We start from the raw sequence: 15,238 nt of genomic DNA, 5'->3' as shown, positions 1-15,238 counted from the left end.
CGGTGACCTTCCTGGCGGTAGGTTCGGCCGCGCTGTTGCTCGCGCTCGCCGTACGACTGCGCCGCACGTACGCGGTCGTCCGCGTGGACGGGTCCAGCATGACTCCCATCCTCGCGGACGGAGACCGCCTGCTCGCCAGGCGTGTGCGGGCTGACGGGCTGAGTCGCGATGAGATCGTGATCGTCCGCAGCCCGCTGCCCATCGGTGGGCCGTACCTCATCAAAAGGATCGTCGCGCTGGCGGGAGATCCGGTTCCCAATGCGGTACGGCCCGCCGTACCCGATGACCGCGTGCCGTACGGGCAGGTCGTCCTGCTCGGTGACAATCCCGCCGCCAGCTACGACTCACGCGAGCACGGATACTTTCGCGCCGCCGATGTACTGGCCGTCACCATCCGGCGGATGCGTTCCTAGCCGGCTGGGAAGGCGTCCGCGCGAGCGTGGAGGATGTCGTCCTGGAGTCGCCGGAGCTCCTCGGAGGGTTCGATGCCGAGCTCCTGCGCGAGCAGATCGCGAACCCGCTGGTAGGCGGTCAGCGCCTCGGCCCTGCGGCCGGTCTTGGCGAGGGCTCTGATCAACATGGCCCACAGGCCCTCACGGAAGGGGTGGACGCGCACGAGCCGCTCCAGGTCCGGTATCACCCGGCTTGCCAGTCCGGTCCGCAGTTCCGCGTCCAGAAGCAGTTCGTGCGCGTTGACGTGCATGTTCGCCAGCCGCTCGCGCTCCTGGCAGATGACGGGGAGGTCGGCGTCGGGCAGCAGCGGACCGCGCCAGAGGGCAAGCGCGTCCCGCAGGTGCTCCGCGGCGCGCGCCGCCTCGTCCTGGGCGAGCATGGCCGCGCCCGCGTCAACCGAGCGCTCGAAACGCTCGGTGTCGAGCGAACCGTCCGGGACAGTGAGCGCGTAACCGGATCCGTGGGTGGCCAGGTGCACGCCCTCGAGAGGCCTCAGGATCCTGCGCAGGCGATACACATACGTCTGCAGGCTCGTCCGCGCGGTGGCGGGTGGTCCCTCCGGCCACAGGTCGGTGATCAGGCCGTCCGTGGTCACCGGGCTGCCCTGCTGGAGCAGCAGCAGCGTCAGGATCGCCTGCTGCTTGGATGCTCCGATCGCGATCTCTCCGACCGCGCTGGTCACCGTCAGTCGCCCCAATAGCGTAAACACGCCCAACAGTATTGGGGGAGCCGGTATGGAGCCGGTATAGCGCGAACGGCCCGGTGACGAGCAGCGGCGAGCTTTGGTCCTCCAGCGCCTAGCTAGCGCCGCTCGCCGAAGCTCGTCGCGATAGAGATCGCGGATCACGTTGTGCGCCACACCAAGTAACCAGGGCAAGGGTGCCTTGGCCGGAATGACGACGATCGCCGCCCGCGAGGTTCTGGCGGGTGACGTAGGTCGCGCGCACGTGCCGGGTAGAACTTCAAGATCAACGCGAAACCGAGCCTGCCGGCCCCCGCCTTTTCGCCGACCAGCTATGACCCGTTCGGCAGCGTTACCGCCCAGACCGGTACTGCTGCCAACCTCGGTTACCAGGGTTGGGGCGATGTCATGGAGTACATTGGCGAGGAGATTCGGTCCGGAGGCTGCATTCAAATCGGCAACACCTGCTCCGAGACGTACATGAGTTCACTATGGTGGACCGCCTACATCAACTCGCCGGAGTATATTCTTTCTCAGCCTGACTGGGATCCTGAAGAGGCAAAAGCGTGTCGGGGTCTACGATAGAGGTTTGGGCAAGGGACGTCCGGCTCCGGACGACTACTGGGGTGCCGATCCTGCCCGTCGTGGCCTTATGGCTGACTTCTACAACCCTCGACTTACCGATAAACAACTTAATGATATGTGGAAGTCGATCAAGAAGGGGCCTGATGAGGACGGCTTCTGCGATATCCAGGATGGCGTTCGCGCTCGTCCGGCGAGGGTCTCGAATTCGGATTACTGGGACGTTTATTATGAGGTGAATCTATGGATTGGTGTGCGACGTGGAGTTACTGCGAAGGAGGCAATGAGCTGGATTGCAAAACATGGAAAAAGTGTCCCCTTTGGTGGATGTAGCTCGCCGTTGGCTGTTGGGCAAAGATGTGATCTAGAGGGTGTCCCGGGATGGAGTCTCTTCGGCAAGAAGGCTCTGTGAAGATAGTGAAGATTACTGACCAGTCTTTCAGGTTCGAGGCGCTCGACGGACATGTCGAGCCGACTGGCGGCCTCATTAGATTCACCATCATTCACGGCGACGACAAAAGGGCGACAGGTTATGGGGATACGCTGTGGTTGAATGTCAAAGCCTGGGGCCCCAAGGAAGGGATCCATCATGCAGGAATCTGCAGCTTCCTTTGGAGGAAGTGTGATTGGGCCACCTTTGATATTGAGATCGAAATAGGAGCGTATGGGAGATGACTCCTCAGAAGTTTATGAGTGCGATTTTAGGACTTTTTAGTGCTAGTGTGAGCTCGCGTGGTCCGTCTACCGCGTCCTGACCGATCACGGCACAGTCGACCAGGACGAGCTCGCCGCGAGTTTCGCCGCCCGCCACGACTTCGATCGCGGGTACGGCCCGGCGACGAACCGCATGCTCCGGCTGGTCCGTGAAGGCGGCGACCGGCGGGCGCTCTCCGCGGAGCAGTTCGACGGCAAGGGCTCGTGGGGCAACGGTGCCGCGATGCGGGTGGCGCCGCTCGGCGCCTGGTTCGCCGGCGACCCGACGCTGGCCGCCCGGATGCTCGGCAACGGGCGGCAGGTCACCTCCCACGACACGGTCCCGTTCACCCTCTGGGTGGCGGCTCGCCGGCACCACGACTACGAGGCGGCCATGTGGACCACGGCAGCGGCCGGCGGGGACGTCGACAGCACGTGCGCCATCGTCGGCGGCATCGTCGCAGCGTCCGGGAGCACTCCCCTCCCGCCCCAGTGGAGAGGAAAGTGCGAGCCGCTACCGGGCTGGGCGGGCGCCCCGCCCCTCGACCACGAGCCCGCCTGACCCGTGCCCCCGTACGGCGTGCGAAGGGTCAGCGCAGGGAGCGGAAGAACGCGCGCACGTCGGCGACGAACGGGCCGGGCTGTTCCAGGGCCAGAAAGTGTCCGCCCCGCTCGAGCTCGGTCCAGTGCACGATGGTGTGATCCCGTTCGGCGAAGCGACGGATGGCGACATCCTGGGAGAGAGAAACCGCTACGCCGGTGGGCACGGTCCCGGGCTCGCGTGGCGCCCAGGCCGATGGGTCGTGGTGGGACTCGTAGTAGTGGTGGGCCGAGGAAGCGCCGGTCTGCGTGAACCAGTAGATGCTGACGTTGGTGAGGAGGGCATCGGGGTCGACGGCGTCTTCAGGCAGGTCGGCGGCGCTGTCGGTCCATTCCTTGAATTTCTCGACGATCCAGGCGAGCTGGCCGGCCGGGGAGTCGTTCAGGGCGTGTCCCAGGGTCTGCGGGCGGGTGCCTTGAAGCTTGTCGTAGCCGCTCTGCTCCTGCTGCCAATGCTCCAGACGCGCCAGCCGCTCCTGTTCGGACACGGTCAGGCCGTCCATCTCGCCGTCGGCCCCGATCGGGAAGGTGACCAGGGCGTTGACGTGCACACCGATGACACGCTCGGCATCTTGGCGACCCATGGCCGGGGCGACGAAGGCACCGACGTCCCCACCCTGCACGCCATAGCGGGAGTAGCCCAGCCGGTGCATCAACTCGGCGAAAGCATCGGCGATGCGCCCCTGCGTCCAGCCCGCATCACGGAGCGGAGCGGAGAAGCCGAACCCGGGGAGAGAAGGGATCACCAGGTGGAAGGCGTCGGCAGGGTCGCCGCCGTGGGAACGCGGGTCGCTCAGCGGACCGATGACATCCAGAAACTCGGCGATCGAGCCGGGCCATCCGTGGATGAGCATCAACGGGGTGGCTCCGGCCTCGGGGGAGCGAATGTGCGCGAAGTGAATGGTCTGCCCGTGGAGGTCGGTGGTGAACTGGGGCAGCTCGTTCAGTCTGGCCTCGTGCTTGCGCCAGTCGTAGCCGTCGGCCCAGTAGGCGGCGAGCTGCCGCAGGTAGCTGGTCGGGACGCCACGGCTCCATCCCTGGCCGCCGAGCTCGCCGCTCCAGCGGGTACGGGCAAGCCGGTCTCGTAGGTCATCCACCTCGTCCTGCGGGATGTCAATGCGGAACGGGTTGATCATCGAGCTATTCCTCTCGGAAATGGAAAATCACATGAAGATGGCGACGCGTTCGTTGTCGCAGGCCCCTTCTCGTGCGGGCGCACCTGATGACCCGAAACGGAAAGTCGCTGAGTCCTCGAAAGCCGGAGCTTTCAGGCTGTTCGCCTGTTCGTGCTTGAGTGGAGATTATGGGGACTCCCATGACGTCGGCTATCCATAAGACGCAGCGCCATGTGCGCTCCGGGGATGGCGTGCGGGGAGACCGCACACTCCATGTTCGGCGGCGTGCACCACGCGGCGTACGGTCGATCGCCCTCGGCCATCATCAGAGGCGCGTGGTGACAAGGCGGGATATCCACTTCGCGTAGCGGGCTCCGCGCTTAACGGATAGAAACGCGAATGGTGGTCGAGCCAGGCTTCTTCTCGGTTGTCGAGGCGAAAAGAGGTGAGAACATGACCGCCACCACTCCGAAGAAGACCCGCGTCCGGCCGTCCACGTACTGCCGTTCCGTCCGTATCACCAGGGGTTAGGCCCGGAAGTTCGTCGCTGCGACCGGCGGGCCCGACCGCGGAGAGTCACCCAGGATGACGGCGGAACAGCTCCAGCAGCTCCTCCGCCCGGCGGGTACGGGCGATCCATACCTCGCGGCCCCGGCGCTCCCGCGTGATCAGCCGTCCGGCGTGCAGCCGGTCGCAGTGGTACGTCAGGCCGCTGGGCGCGATCTGCAGGTCCGTGGCCAGCGTGCGCATGCTCATGGGCCGGTCCAGGGCATAGAGCAGGTGGGCGCGGACCGGGCCCAGGAGCGCCGACACCTCGTCCTCCGCGGGCGCGACGGACTCGTGCCACAACGAGCTCGCGCCAGGCACCGGGTAGGCGATCCAGACTGCGTCCGGGCTGTCCAGGCTGACGATTACGGCGTCCTTGCCGGCCAGCACGGGCACCAGAACGAGCTTCCTGTCACCCAGCTCGAACGTGCTCGACTCCAGGTCGGAGATGAGCAGGCCGCGCTCCCCGTAGACGATGCGTTCGCTCAGCGTGCCCAGTAACAGCTCGTGGCCGCCCCGCACGGCTGCGATGCCCACCCGCTCGACCTCCCTGTCGAGCAGCGGGCGGGCGCGTTGCCACAGCGGTTCCGTGGTTTCCCAGACCTCGGCCAGGGCGCTGGCGTACCCGCGCAGCCAGTGACCGGGCCGCTCGGCGGCCGAGCGCCAGTGCGACGGCAGCGTCCCCGGGCCGAACGTCTGCTCCAGATCCTTGATGAGAGAGTCGGGCGAGCCGTCCTGCAAGGCGGTGACCTGCGACTGCACGGTGACATCGCCGTTGATGGGGGAGCACGGCACGGTGCTGTCCGGCGCGACCGAGCTGCCTGCCACGGCCAGCGGGCGCACGGCGCCCCGGCCGAGCGGGCCGATCCGTGAGGCGATCGTCCTACGCCACGATTCGGGCAGGCCACGGCGGCGTCCGGCGAGGGCGTCGGCGAGCATGGCGAGCGCGGTCAGATTGGGCGAGATCGAGATCTGGAGCTGTGGTGTGGAGCGCAACCGCAACTCGCTCCACACACTGCCTTTCGTAGCTATCCGGCTCTCCACGGGAAGGACTTTAATGGGTGTTTCGTCCATGACATTGAGGGAACCAACAGGCCTCGCACCGGCCGATCCTTCCAGGCGTGGACAGCACGACGGGCGTGCCGGTGCTGTCCACGCGACTGTCCGCGGCCGGGAGGACGATCGAGCGCGGGACGCGAAGGCCGCGGCATCAGCGGCACCGGTTCGGTCGCCCGGCCAAGGGCCGGCTACCTGAAGGCGCGGTGGAGCTGGGTCATGGTGTCCTCGACGCGGCTCTTGTTGCCGACGACCACGTAGGTCTCGTAGGAGACCTTGTCTCCCCGGTCCATGGCTCCGCTGGGGCTGGTGACCTGGATGGTGTTCTCGCCGAAGTGGGCGTTGTAGTCCATGGGCGGGCGGGTCATCGTGTAGTAGTAGCCCTTGCCGTCGAGAACGTCGGGCTTGACGTACATGCCGAGGCAGTAGTCGCCGTCGGGGGTGCAACGGACCATGGGGTCCCTGCTCGTGTGCGACTCCGCGGGCTTGGGCGACAGACGACGGGTGGCGGGGCTGTAGGAGAAGACCTTGGTGAAGTCCGGCTGCAGGTAGGCGACGAGGACACCGCTGAAGTGATCGTGTCGCTCGTCGTCGGAAGTGATCGTGGCGGTGGCGCGGAAGACGTTCTCCAGCTTGGGCACGTCGTGGTCGGGGGCGAGCTCGATCGCGGTCTTCAGCCAGTACGGCGACAGGCCCATGGTGAACGGGACGCGCTTGGGCTGGTGGTCGGCGCTGCGACAGCCGCCCCAGCCCGGTTTCGTGTCCGGGAGGGTGACGAACATCGCGGGCCTCACCTCCGTGCGGATGGTGCTGCCGGACCTGGCCATCACGTAGAGCGCGCTGGTGCTGGGGCCGTGGTAGGGCGGCGGCTGGCCCTCGTCGTCCAGGCGGGTGCCGGCCTGCGTGGGGTTGTAGCACTCGGTCGCCGCCTTGCCCTTCTGCCAGGCGTGGAAGGCGTACTGGAAGGCGGCGCCGTGACCTCCGCTGGTGATGAACTCCTTGTTGTTCACCTTGACCGACGCGATCGCGCCGGCCAGCGCCGTCGACGTCGTGACCGACAGCGTGTTGCGCTTGTCGACCAGGACGGACGCCGTGACGTCCTGGAACGTCCGGTCATAGTTCTTCTTGGTGGCGCATGCGGACTTGTACGTGAGCACGAAATCGTTGTAGGCCGCGCTGCTGCGCGGCGGCGCCTCGCACGAGCTCGACGCCGCCGTCGCCGTCGCCACTGTCACGGGAGTGCCCACCGCCGTGATGACCAGGACCGCGGCCAGTGATGCTCCCTGCCGGATAGATCTCATGCGCGCATCAAACCAGAATCTGGCGATACAGCAGGATCTGTTCAAAAAAATAGAAAATGTTAGGGGTAGTGGCCGGTTCGCGTGCCGATGGAGTCGTGTAGCACGCCTACCGGTGTCCTTGCCGGGTGCTGGACGGCGGCCGGCCGTAGGCCTGCCGGTACAGGGCCGCGAAACGTCCGAGATGGGCGAACCCCCACCGAAGGGCCACATCCGTGACGGTTGTCTGGCTACCCGTCTCAGCGATACGGACCAGATCGGCGTGGGCATGAGCCAGCCGTACGGAACGGAGATAGGCCATGGGGGTGGTCTGCAGATGCTCGCGGAAGCCGAGCTGGAGGGTGCGGACGCTGACCCTGGCCGCGGCGGCGATGTCGCCGAGACGGATCGGCTCGCCGGCGTGATCCTCGCAATAGCGGATCGCGCGCCGGAGAGCGGCAGGGGTCCACGGGGCGGGAGTCTCGCAGAGTTCGTGGGCGTGATTGTGGGACTGGGAGGAGAGCAAGGTGTGCAGCAGGAACTGCTCGAAGTGATGCTCGGCCAGCTTCGAGGCCGCGAAGGGCAGCGTCCCGCTCGTGCCGGCCGACGACAGCATTCTCAGCGCGTGACCGAACGCGCTGGTGGCATTCACCCTCGGTTCGAACCGCAGCCGCTCCCGGGGAGGATCACCCAGGTAATCCTCAAGCACCTCCTGCATGAGTGCCGACGGAAGCTGCATCACCATCACTTCATGATCGAGGCTCCAGTGCATGTCGATCTTCTGCTGGGGGCCGATGATGGAGATCGGCGCGGTGACGTCCTCCCCGTTGAGCGTCACCGCGCCGGCCCCTCGCAACGGCATGATCGCGTAGAAGTTCAACGACTCCGACGTCCCGGTACGGATCTCCGCCCCATAGGACGCGGTGTACAGAGTGATCTTCTCCCTGTGGAGAAGCTGGTATCGAGCGCCGTGCGGATGCGGCTTGATGATCTTGAGATAGTAAGACGGATACTGTTGCTCCAGTAAATCTCGCAGCTGATCGACGCCTGCGGTGGCAGCCGGGTCGTTTGTCAATGGACCTGGGGCATGCCCCGGACTCTGCGAATCCACATCTTTCATTGCGCTGGTTCCCCCTGCACGCTCCGCTGACTGTCGCGCCGACGCGAGCGGTCACACCTGGCCTCGGCGTGGAGGCTGTGTCGATCTCCACGACGGAAGGACCACGGACTTCTCCCTGCGGTCAGCAGATCAGCGATAGATCGCGACCCCTGTAAATCAGGACATTTCTAAATGAATCGTGCCTTTGCGCCGCCGACCCCTACCAGGGGGTGCGGGCGCCGGCTACCGGCCGGGAAGCGCTCGGCATCACCGGCGAGGCGATTGTAGCCAGGGATCTCACCGATGGAACGGTGGGGCAAAAGGCCATACGACTGTGTGTATCCCCCGTATGACCCGGTCGGGCAAGTTACCTGCGGGCTGGCCGAACCGTGCCCGTCCTCCGCGACTGCCTCTGATGTGGCGCAGTTCGATCGCGATCTGGAGAACATTGTGCGTGCGCGATTCGCGGCCATGGCGATGATGCTTGCCGCCGGACTCGTGGTCGGGGTGGATGTACCGGCGTCCTCGGAGCCGTCGAAACGACCGCCCGTTCCGCAGGAGAAGGTGGTCGCCCACACCGATGCGCCGTTGGGGCAGGTGAAGCCGCCGCCGAATCCGGGGGCAGGTGAGGTCCGGGACTTCACGACCTGGCCGAACGCCGGTGAAACCGACATGGTGCTCGCGGGAGCACGACAGGCCGGAACGGCGCGGGCCGGCACGGTGCCGGTGTCGGTGGCGTCGAAGTCGGGCCTGGAGGCTGTGCGGGTCAAGGTGGCCGACCGGGCCACGGCTCGCAGGGCGGCGGTGCCCGGCGTGGTGGTCGCCCTTTCACCGACCCGGGGTACGCCCGGGAAAGCGACGGTGGGCGTCGGATACACGTCGTTCCAGCACGCCGTCGGCGCCGGTTTCGGGGCGCGAGCCCGATTAGTGAGCCTGCCGGAGTGTGCGCTGACCACACCGGACGTGCCGGCGTGCCGGGTACAGACTCCGCTGCGCTCACGCAACGACGCCAAGGCGGAGGTGGTGTCCGCTGACGTGGACATCGCCGCGAAGTCGTTCACCGTGCTGGCCGTGGTGCCCGACTCGGCCGGATCGAACGGGTCGTTCGAGGCGACCTCGCTGTCGCCGTCCGGGACCTGGTCGGTGTCCGGCAACTCCGGCTCGTTCACCTGGTCCTATCCGATCGCGGTGCCGCCGGTGGCGAGCGGGACGGGCGCCGGGCCGTCGGTGCGGTTGTCGTACAGCTCGGGCAGCGTGGACGGGCGCACGGCGGCGACGAACGGGCAGCCGTCGTGGGTCGGCCAGGGCTGGGACTACACGCCGGGCTACATCGAGCGCACGTTCCGGTCCTGTGCCTCCATCGAGAGCCTGCCGGAGGAGAACAAGACCGGGGACCAGTGCTGGGCCGGCGACATCGTCACGATGAACCTCGGTGGCCAGTCGATGCCCCTGGTGTACGAGGAGGGCAAAGGCTGGCACGGCGAGAGCGACAACGGGACGCTGATCCAGTTGCACGGCAGCGGGACCGGCGAGTACTGGCAGGCCACCCAGACCGACGGGACGAAGTACTTCTTCGGCCGCAACAAGTGGACAGGGCACACCGGCCAGGAGCTGACCAACTCGGCGTGGACGACCCGGGTCTACGGGACCAAGGCAGGCGATCGGTGTTATGACCCGGCCGGGTTCGCCCGGTCCGGATGCACCCAGATCTACCGCTGGAACCTGGATTTCGTCGAGGACCCGCAGAGCAACGTCCAGGCGTACCACTACGCGCCGGAGATCAACTACTACGGGGCCAACAAGGAGACCACCGGGGTCGAGTACACCCGCGGCGGGACCCTGCGGCGGATCGACTACGGCCTGCGCAACGTCGACGGCACCATCTACGGCCAGACCGCGACCGGACAGGTCGTGTTCGACGTGACCGAGCGGTGCAAGCCCACCAGCGACTTCTCGTGCGACCCCTCCCTGTTCACGGTGGACAACGCCACCCGGTGGCCGGACACCCCGGTGGACCAGGAGTGCAAGAAGGGCGCGGTGTGCAACAACCACTCGCCCACCTACTGGTCGACCAAGCGCCTGGCGAAGATCACCACCCAGTACGACCCGGGCACCGGCCCGGTGAAGGTGGACACCTACGACCTCACCCAGGACTTCCCGTCGATCGGTGACCCACAGCTGCGGCTGGACAAGATCGTACGCACCGCGCACGCCAAGGACGGCAGGACGCTGTCGTCGCCGCCGGTGGAGTTCACCAGCCAGCTGTCTCCCAATCGGGTCGCGGGCTACGACGGCAACGCGTCGATGCCGCACTGGCGGCTGACCGACATCGCCACCGACACCGGGTCGATCATCCACATCCGGTACAGCCGCGAGGACTGCACCGCGGACAGCGTCCCCGACGATCTGGCCAACAACACCCGGCGCTGTTACCCGGTGTACTGGGACCTGGGGTATCGCAATCCCGAGCCGGTGAAGGACTTCTTCCACAAGTACGTCGTGGAGCGGGTCGAGGTGCAGGACCGCAACGCGATCTCGCCGACCCAGGTCACCACGTACCGATACCTGGGCCACCCGGCGTGGCACTTCGACGACAACGAGGTCGTCGAGCCGAAATACCGCACCCACGGCCAGTTCCGCGGCTACTCCCAGGTCGAGGTCCGTAGCGGTGACACGGAGAACCGGCTGGATCTCGACGGGTCGAAGGACAAGCAGACCCTGACCCGCACCACCTATTACCGCGGTACGGGCGGCCAGGTGGAGAACTCGCTGGGGGAGAAGGTCACCGACCACGACGCCTTCGCCGGCGAGGTCCACGAGTCGCAGACCTTCGACGGCGACAGCGACGTGCTGATCTCGTCGGAGATCACGGAGAAGGAGGTCAAGCGGACCACGGCCACGCGCGTCCGTGACGGGCTGACCCCGTTGACCGCGAACGTGGTCGTCACCAGCCGCGCTCGGGCGCGGGCGCCGATGGCGGCGGGTGGTACCCGGACCAGCACGACGTCGTACGGCTACGACGACCTCGGACGCGTGGTGTCCACCAACAAGGCCGGTGACGGTGTCGCGACCCTGTGCGAGACGGTGAGCTACGCCGACAACACCGACACGTGGATCCGTGACCGCGTCAAGGAAAGGCTGACGTACGGACAGGCATGCCCGGCGAAGGAAGACCGGTCGCTGGCCGTGGGGGCCACCCGCACCTACTACGACCATTCCGAGACGCTCGGTGCCATCCCCGGACCGGGACTGGCCACCCGCACCGATACCGCCACGGCGAAGACCGGCGGCGCTCTGACGTTCACGACCACGGGGACCAGCGCGTACGACACCCGTGGACGGCTGACGGCCTCGACCGATGCCCGCGGCACGACCACCCGCACCGCCTACACCCCGGCCGACACCAGCCTGGTGCGGACGGTGACCACCACCAACGCGAAGGACCGGGTCTCCACCGTCGAACGGGAACCCGCGCGTGGGCTGGTCGTCGCCAAGGTGGACGAAGGCGGCCGCCGTACCGAGGCCGACTACGACCCGATGGGCCGGCTGGTGTCCGTATGGCTGCCGGGCCGGCCGAGGAACAGCCCCGGCCCCAGCCTCTCGTACGCCTACCGGCAGAGTCCCGACCAGCCGCTCGCCGTGACCGCCAAGACGTTGGTGGACAACGGGCTGCTGACCAACTACGTCACCACCGTCAGCCTGTTCGACGGTCTCGGCCGGCTGCGTCAGGTCCAGTCCGACGACGTGTCCGATCCGGCCGGAGTGGAACAACGGGTCGTCAAGGACGTCTTCTACGACTCGCACGGCTGGGAGGTGCTGAGCAACAACCGGTATCTCACCGATGGCGTGCCCGAGGCGAAGCTGATCGAGGTAGATGGCAAGGCGGTCGACGACCGCACCCGCACCACGTACGACGGCGCGGGCCGGCCCACGAAGTCCATCGCCTACAAGGGACTCGACGCGACCCGGGAGACCAGGACCGTCCACGGCGGCGACCGCACCACGGTCATCCCGCCGTCCGGCGGGGTGCCGAGCACCACGGTGGTGGACGTATGGGGCCAGAACACCGCGCTGATGACCTACACCACGCCGCCGGCCGTCAGCGCCACCGCGTCAGGGACCAAGGTGTCCGGTGGAGAGGCGCACACCACCACCTACAAGCACAACGCGCTGGGCCAGCTGGAGTCGATGACCGACCCGGGCGGCAACGTGTGGTCGTACGGCTACGACTTCCTCGGCCGGCAGACCAGCGCGACCGACCCGGACTCGGGTACCCGCTCGGTGACCTATGACATCTCCGGACTGGTCCGATCCACGAAGGACGCCAAGGGCCAGGTGATCTCCTACGACTACGACGAGCTGGGTCGCAAGGTCGCCGAGTACCGGACCCTGAACAAGACCGCGGCCAACAAACTGGCGTCGTGGACCTACGACACCGCGGAGAACGGCGCCGGCAAGCTGGCGCGGACCACCCGGCACACCTCGAAGGGCGACTACAGCGTCAAGGTGTCCCGGTACGACAGCCTGGGCAACGTGGCCGAGCAGGCCATCGAGATCCCGGCCGGGGAGACCGGGTTCGCCGCGGAGTACAAGTCCGAGATGTCGTACACCACGACGGGATTGCTGCGCAGTGCCACCAAGCCCGCCATCGGTGGACTGCCTTCCGAGACGATCACCATCGAGTACGACCGCTACGGCCAGGCGAAGTCCACCAAGGGATACAACGACTACGTCTCCGACTCGGCGTACACGCCCTACGGTGAAGCCTCCCAGTACTCGTTGGGCGCCCGCTCGAACCCCGTCGGATGGCTGACCTACGGCCGGGATCCGCACACCCGCCGCGTCACCCAGGCCAACCTGTCCACCCAGCAGGCCTTCGCGCAGGTCGACGACCTCCGTTACACCTACGACCCGGCCGGCAACGTCACCAAGCTCGTCAACACCCAGGGCGACACGAACGACAACGCCCCGGTGCGAACCCAGTGCTTCACCTACGACAAGCTCAACCGCCTGTCCGAGGCCTGGACCGCGACCGACGACTGCGCCGCCGCACCGTCCACCACGGCGGGCGGCGTCAACGTCGGCGGCCCCGCGCCGTACTGGACGACATGGGAGTTCGATCCCATCGGCCTGCGCAAGAAGCAGGTCCAGCACGCGCTGCCCGGCGCGACCAGCGACACGACCACGACCTACGACTACCCGGGCTCGGGCCCGGGCAGGATCCGGCCGCACGCGCTGTCGAGCACGCGGACCACGGGGCCTGCCGGCACCGCGAGCACCGCGTACGGCTACGACGCGAACGGCAGCACGACCAGCCGTGACGTGCCCGATGGCAAGCAGACCCTGGCGTGGAACGAGAACGGCACCCTGGCTTCGATCACCACCTCGGCCGGCACCACGTCGTATGTCTACGACAGTGACAACAACCAGCTGATGCGGCACGACCCCGGCAGGACCACGCTGTTCCTGCCGGGCGAGGAGATCGTACGGGACAACGCGACCGGGCGGCTGTCCGGCACCCGGTACTACGCGCACAACGGTGTCACCGTCGGCCTGCGCGCCGGCGGCGCCGCCGTCCAGTACCTGCAGGCGGACCAGCACGGCACCAACCATGTCGCGCTGCAATCCACCGGGAACGGCTTCGTCGTCACGCGCCGTGAGATGGATCCTTACGGAAACCCGCTGGCGGCCCAGGGAACGTGGCCGGACAAGCACGGCTTCCTGAACAAGCCGCACAACGAGGTCACCGGGCTGACCGACATCGGCGCTCGTGCGTACGATCCCGCCACCGGCCGGTTCCTCTCGGTCGACCCCCTGCTGAACATGTCCACGCCGCAGCAGTGGGCCGCCTACACCTACGCCGACAACAATCCCACGACCCTCAGCGACCCGAGCGGCCTGAGTCCCGTCTACTGCCTGATGGACGACTGCTACCGGGCCAAGGACAACAAGCAGGTGGCGGGTCCGAAGCCACCGACCCCGGTCACCGGCATGGGGCCCGGAAGGCCCGGGCGGGTCGACTACGGCGGCAACTGGTCGTTGATCGTCGACAACTCCGGAACGGCCTTCCTCAACGGCATCGTCGAACTGCCGTGGAGCCCGCTCGCGGCGGACGTGATCCTCCCGAAGGTCAAGGAGAAGTTCGGCGACATCGTCACGCCGATGGGCGAGGACTACAACGCCGAGAACAGCATGGAGGCGTTGGAGGCCTACTGTCGCGAGGACAAGCGGACCTGCAACGAGACCGCTCGGCTGTTCCTCAAGCAGGAAGCTCTGCGGGTCCAAGCTCTCATCGGCACGTGGGAGGGCGGCGGCCGTGGCCGAGGCGCCGGCCAGCGCTCGATCCTGAAGGCCGTCAGGAAGCTGCTCGACAAGGTCGAGGAGAGCGAGTCCTGCAGTTTCACCGGCGACACCCTGGTCGTGATGGGCGACGGCAGCGCCGAACCCATCGCCGAGGTCGAAGAGGGCGACGAGGTCCTGGCCACCGACCCGGAGACCGGTGAGACCGGACCGAGACCCGTCAAGGCGGTCAGCGTCCACGACGACACGGTGTTCGACCTGGTCACCCGGGACGGCGCCAAGGTGACCACGACCGAGGACCACCCGTTCTACAGCGTCACCGACGGCCGGTGGAAGCGGGCCGACGAACTCGACGGTGACGACGTCCTGCGCGCCCCCACGGGTGGTGGCAGCGTCAGGGTCGGCGGCCTGCTGCTGCGGGCGCCGCGCGTGGCGTCCGCGCACAACCTCACCGTCGAGGGCCTGCACACCTACTACGTCAAGGTGGGCAGGCACCCGGTCCTCGTCCACAACAGCTGCCCGGATTTCGGGGCCGGCACGCCGAAGCCGGGAAACATCGCCGTGATCGGCAGGCTGTCCGACACGGCTGAGGCGAAGAATTGGCCAGGACACGACGTGCTGGACATTCCTCGGTGGAACCTCGCGAAGAACGACGCTTGGATCAACCTCGTGATCAAGAACAAGCAGGATGTGTACGTGGCGTCGCCGTTGACGTACGAGAACCTTTGGGATGCCACGAAAGGCAGGCAGCGCCCGCTGGCCCGGGAGGTCGAGATGCTCACCGCCGCCGGCTACACGTGGGACGGGTTCCACATGCGTTCCCCCAAGAGGTGAG

General features: G+C 67.0%; 10 protein-coding genes and 1 pseudogene. 6 read left to right on the top strand and 5 right to left on the bottom strand.

Annotation, left to right across the window (positions count from 1 at the left end; genetic code table 11):
* Positions 1-2 precede the first annotated feature (2 nt).
* The gene (locus ACGFI7_RS37815) at positions 3-413 is read left to right on the top strand and encodes a S26 family signal peptidase (protein ID WP_393413382.1); all 411 of its coding nucleotides are present in this window, start codon (positions 3-5) and stop codon (positions 411-413) included.
* On the opposite strand, the gene ACGFI7_RS37810 is transcribed toward ACGFI7_RS37815, so the two are convergent.
* A complete protein-coding gene (locus tag ACGFI7_RS37810; RefSeq protein ID WP_393413380.1) occupies positions 410-1,135 on the bottom strand; it encodes a BTAD domain-containing putative transcriptional regulator in 726 nt (241 codons plus the stop codon). The two genes, ACGFI7_RS37815 and ACGFI7_RS37810, sit on opposite strands and share 4 nt — an antisense overlap.
* Before the next feature lie 652 nt (positions 1,136-1,787).
* Between ACGFI7_RS37810 and ACGFI7_RS37805 the strand changes: the two genes are divergently transcribed.
* The 4 genes and pseudogenes from ACGFI7_RS37805 (at position 1,788) to ACGFI7_RS37790 (ending at position 2,972) form a co-directional block, all read left to right on the top strand.
* Positions 1,788-2,129 (top strand): hypothetical protein, encoded by a 342-nt coding sequence (locus tag ACGFI7_RS37805; RefSeq protein ID WP_393413378.1) that lies wholly within the window; start codon positions 1,788-1,790, stop codon positions 2,127-2,129.
* Positions 2,126-2,392 carry a hypothetical protein gene (locus ACGFI7_RS37800; protein WP_393413376.1) on the top strand — a complete coding sequence of 89 codons (267 nt, stop codon included), beginning with the start codon at positions 2,126-2,128 and terminating at the stop codon, positions 2,390-2,392. Before ACGFI7_RS37805 ends, ACGFI7_RS37800 begins: the two co-directional genes overlap by 4 nt.
* A gap of 64 nt (positions 2,393-2,456) precedes the next feature.
* A pseudogene (locus ACGFI7_RS37795) lies at positions 2,457-2,702 on the top strand (ADP-ribosylglycohydrolase family protein); the annotation flags it as partial.
* 9 nt (positions 2,703-2,711) lie between these two features.
* Positions 2,712-2,972 (top strand): ADP-ribosylglycohydrolase family protein, encoded by a 261-nt coding sequence (locus ACGFI7_RS37790; RefSeq protein WP_393413428.1) that lies wholly within the window; start codon positions 2,712-2,714, stop codon positions 2,970-2,972.
* A gap of 28 nt (positions 2,973-3,000) precedes the next feature.
* Here ACGFI7_RS37790 and ACGFI7_RS37785 read toward each other — a convergent pair whose 3' ends face one another.
* The 4 genes from ACGFI7_RS37785 to ACGFI7_RS37770 form a co-directional block, all read right to left on the bottom strand.
* Complete coding sequence (locus ACGFI7_RS37785) at positions 3,001-4,146, bottom strand: epoxide hydrolase family protein (protein WP_393413374.1); 1,146 nt, start codon at positions 4,144-4,146, stop codon at positions 3,001-3,003.
* A 555-nt stretch (positions 4,147-4,701) separates the two neighbouring features.
* Positions 4,702-5,685: an ArsR/SmtB family transcription factor gene (locus ACGFI7_RS37780; protein ID WP_393413372.1), complete on the bottom strand. Its 984-nt coding sequence runs from the start codon at positions 5,683-5,685 to the stop codon at positions 4,702-4,704.
* A gap of 233 nt (positions 5,686-5,918) precedes the next feature.
* On the bottom strand, positions 5,919-7,028 hold the full coding sequence (locus ACGFI7_RS37775) for a hypothetical protein (RefSeq protein WP_393413370.1): 1,110 nt from the start codon (positions 7,026-7,028) through the stop codon (positions 5,919-5,921).
* Positions 7,029-7,134: 106 nt separating this feature from the next.
* Positions 7,135-8,124 (bottom strand): AraC family transcriptional regulator, encoded by a 990-nt coding sequence (locus ACGFI7_RS37770; RefSeq protein WP_393413368.1) that lies wholly within the window; start codon positions 8,122-8,124, stop codon positions 7,135-7,137.
* 429 nt (positions 8,125-8,553) lie between these two features.
* Between ACGFI7_RS37770 and ACGFI7_RS37765 the strand changes: the two genes are divergently transcribed.
* On the top strand, positions 8,554-15,237 hold the full coding sequence (locus ACGFI7_RS37765) for an RHS repeat-associated core domain-containing protein (RefSeq protein ID WP_393413366.1): 6,684 nt from the start codon (positions 8,554-8,556) through the stop codon (positions 15,235-15,237).
* Position 15,238 lies beyond the last annotated feature (1 nt).

The sequence above is a fragment of the Nonomuraea sp. NPDC048826 genome, from assembly GCF_043198225.1.
In the GTDB taxonomy this organism is placed as follows: Bacteria; Actinomycetota; Actinomycetes; order Streptosporangiales; family Streptosporangiaceae; genus Nonomuraea.
Note: the sequence above shows the minus strand (reverse complement) of the source record. Positions and strands in the feature narration are given on the sequence as shown.

Coding starts and splice junctions, on each gene's coding strand:
- ACGFI7_RS37785 (WP_393413374.1), bottom strand. CDS start 4,146: ATGATCAACCCGTTCCGCATTGACATCCCGCAGGACGAGGTGGATGAC.
- ACGFI7_RS37790 (WP_393413428.1), top strand. CDS start 2,712: ATGCTCGGCAACGGGCGGCAGGTCACCTCCCACGACACGGTCCCGTTC.
- ACGFI7_RS37805 (WP_393413378.1), top strand. CDS start 1,788: ATGGCTGACTTCTACAACCCTCGACTTACCGATAAACAACTTAATGAT.
- ACGFI7_RS37770 (WP_393413368.1), bottom strand. CDS start 8,124: ATGAAAGATGTGGATTCGCAGAGTCCGGGGCATGCCCCAGGTCCATTG.
- ACGFI7_RS37775 (WP_393413370.1), bottom strand. CDS start 7,028: ATGAGATCTATCCGGCAGGGAGCATCACTGGCCGCGGTCCTGGTCATC.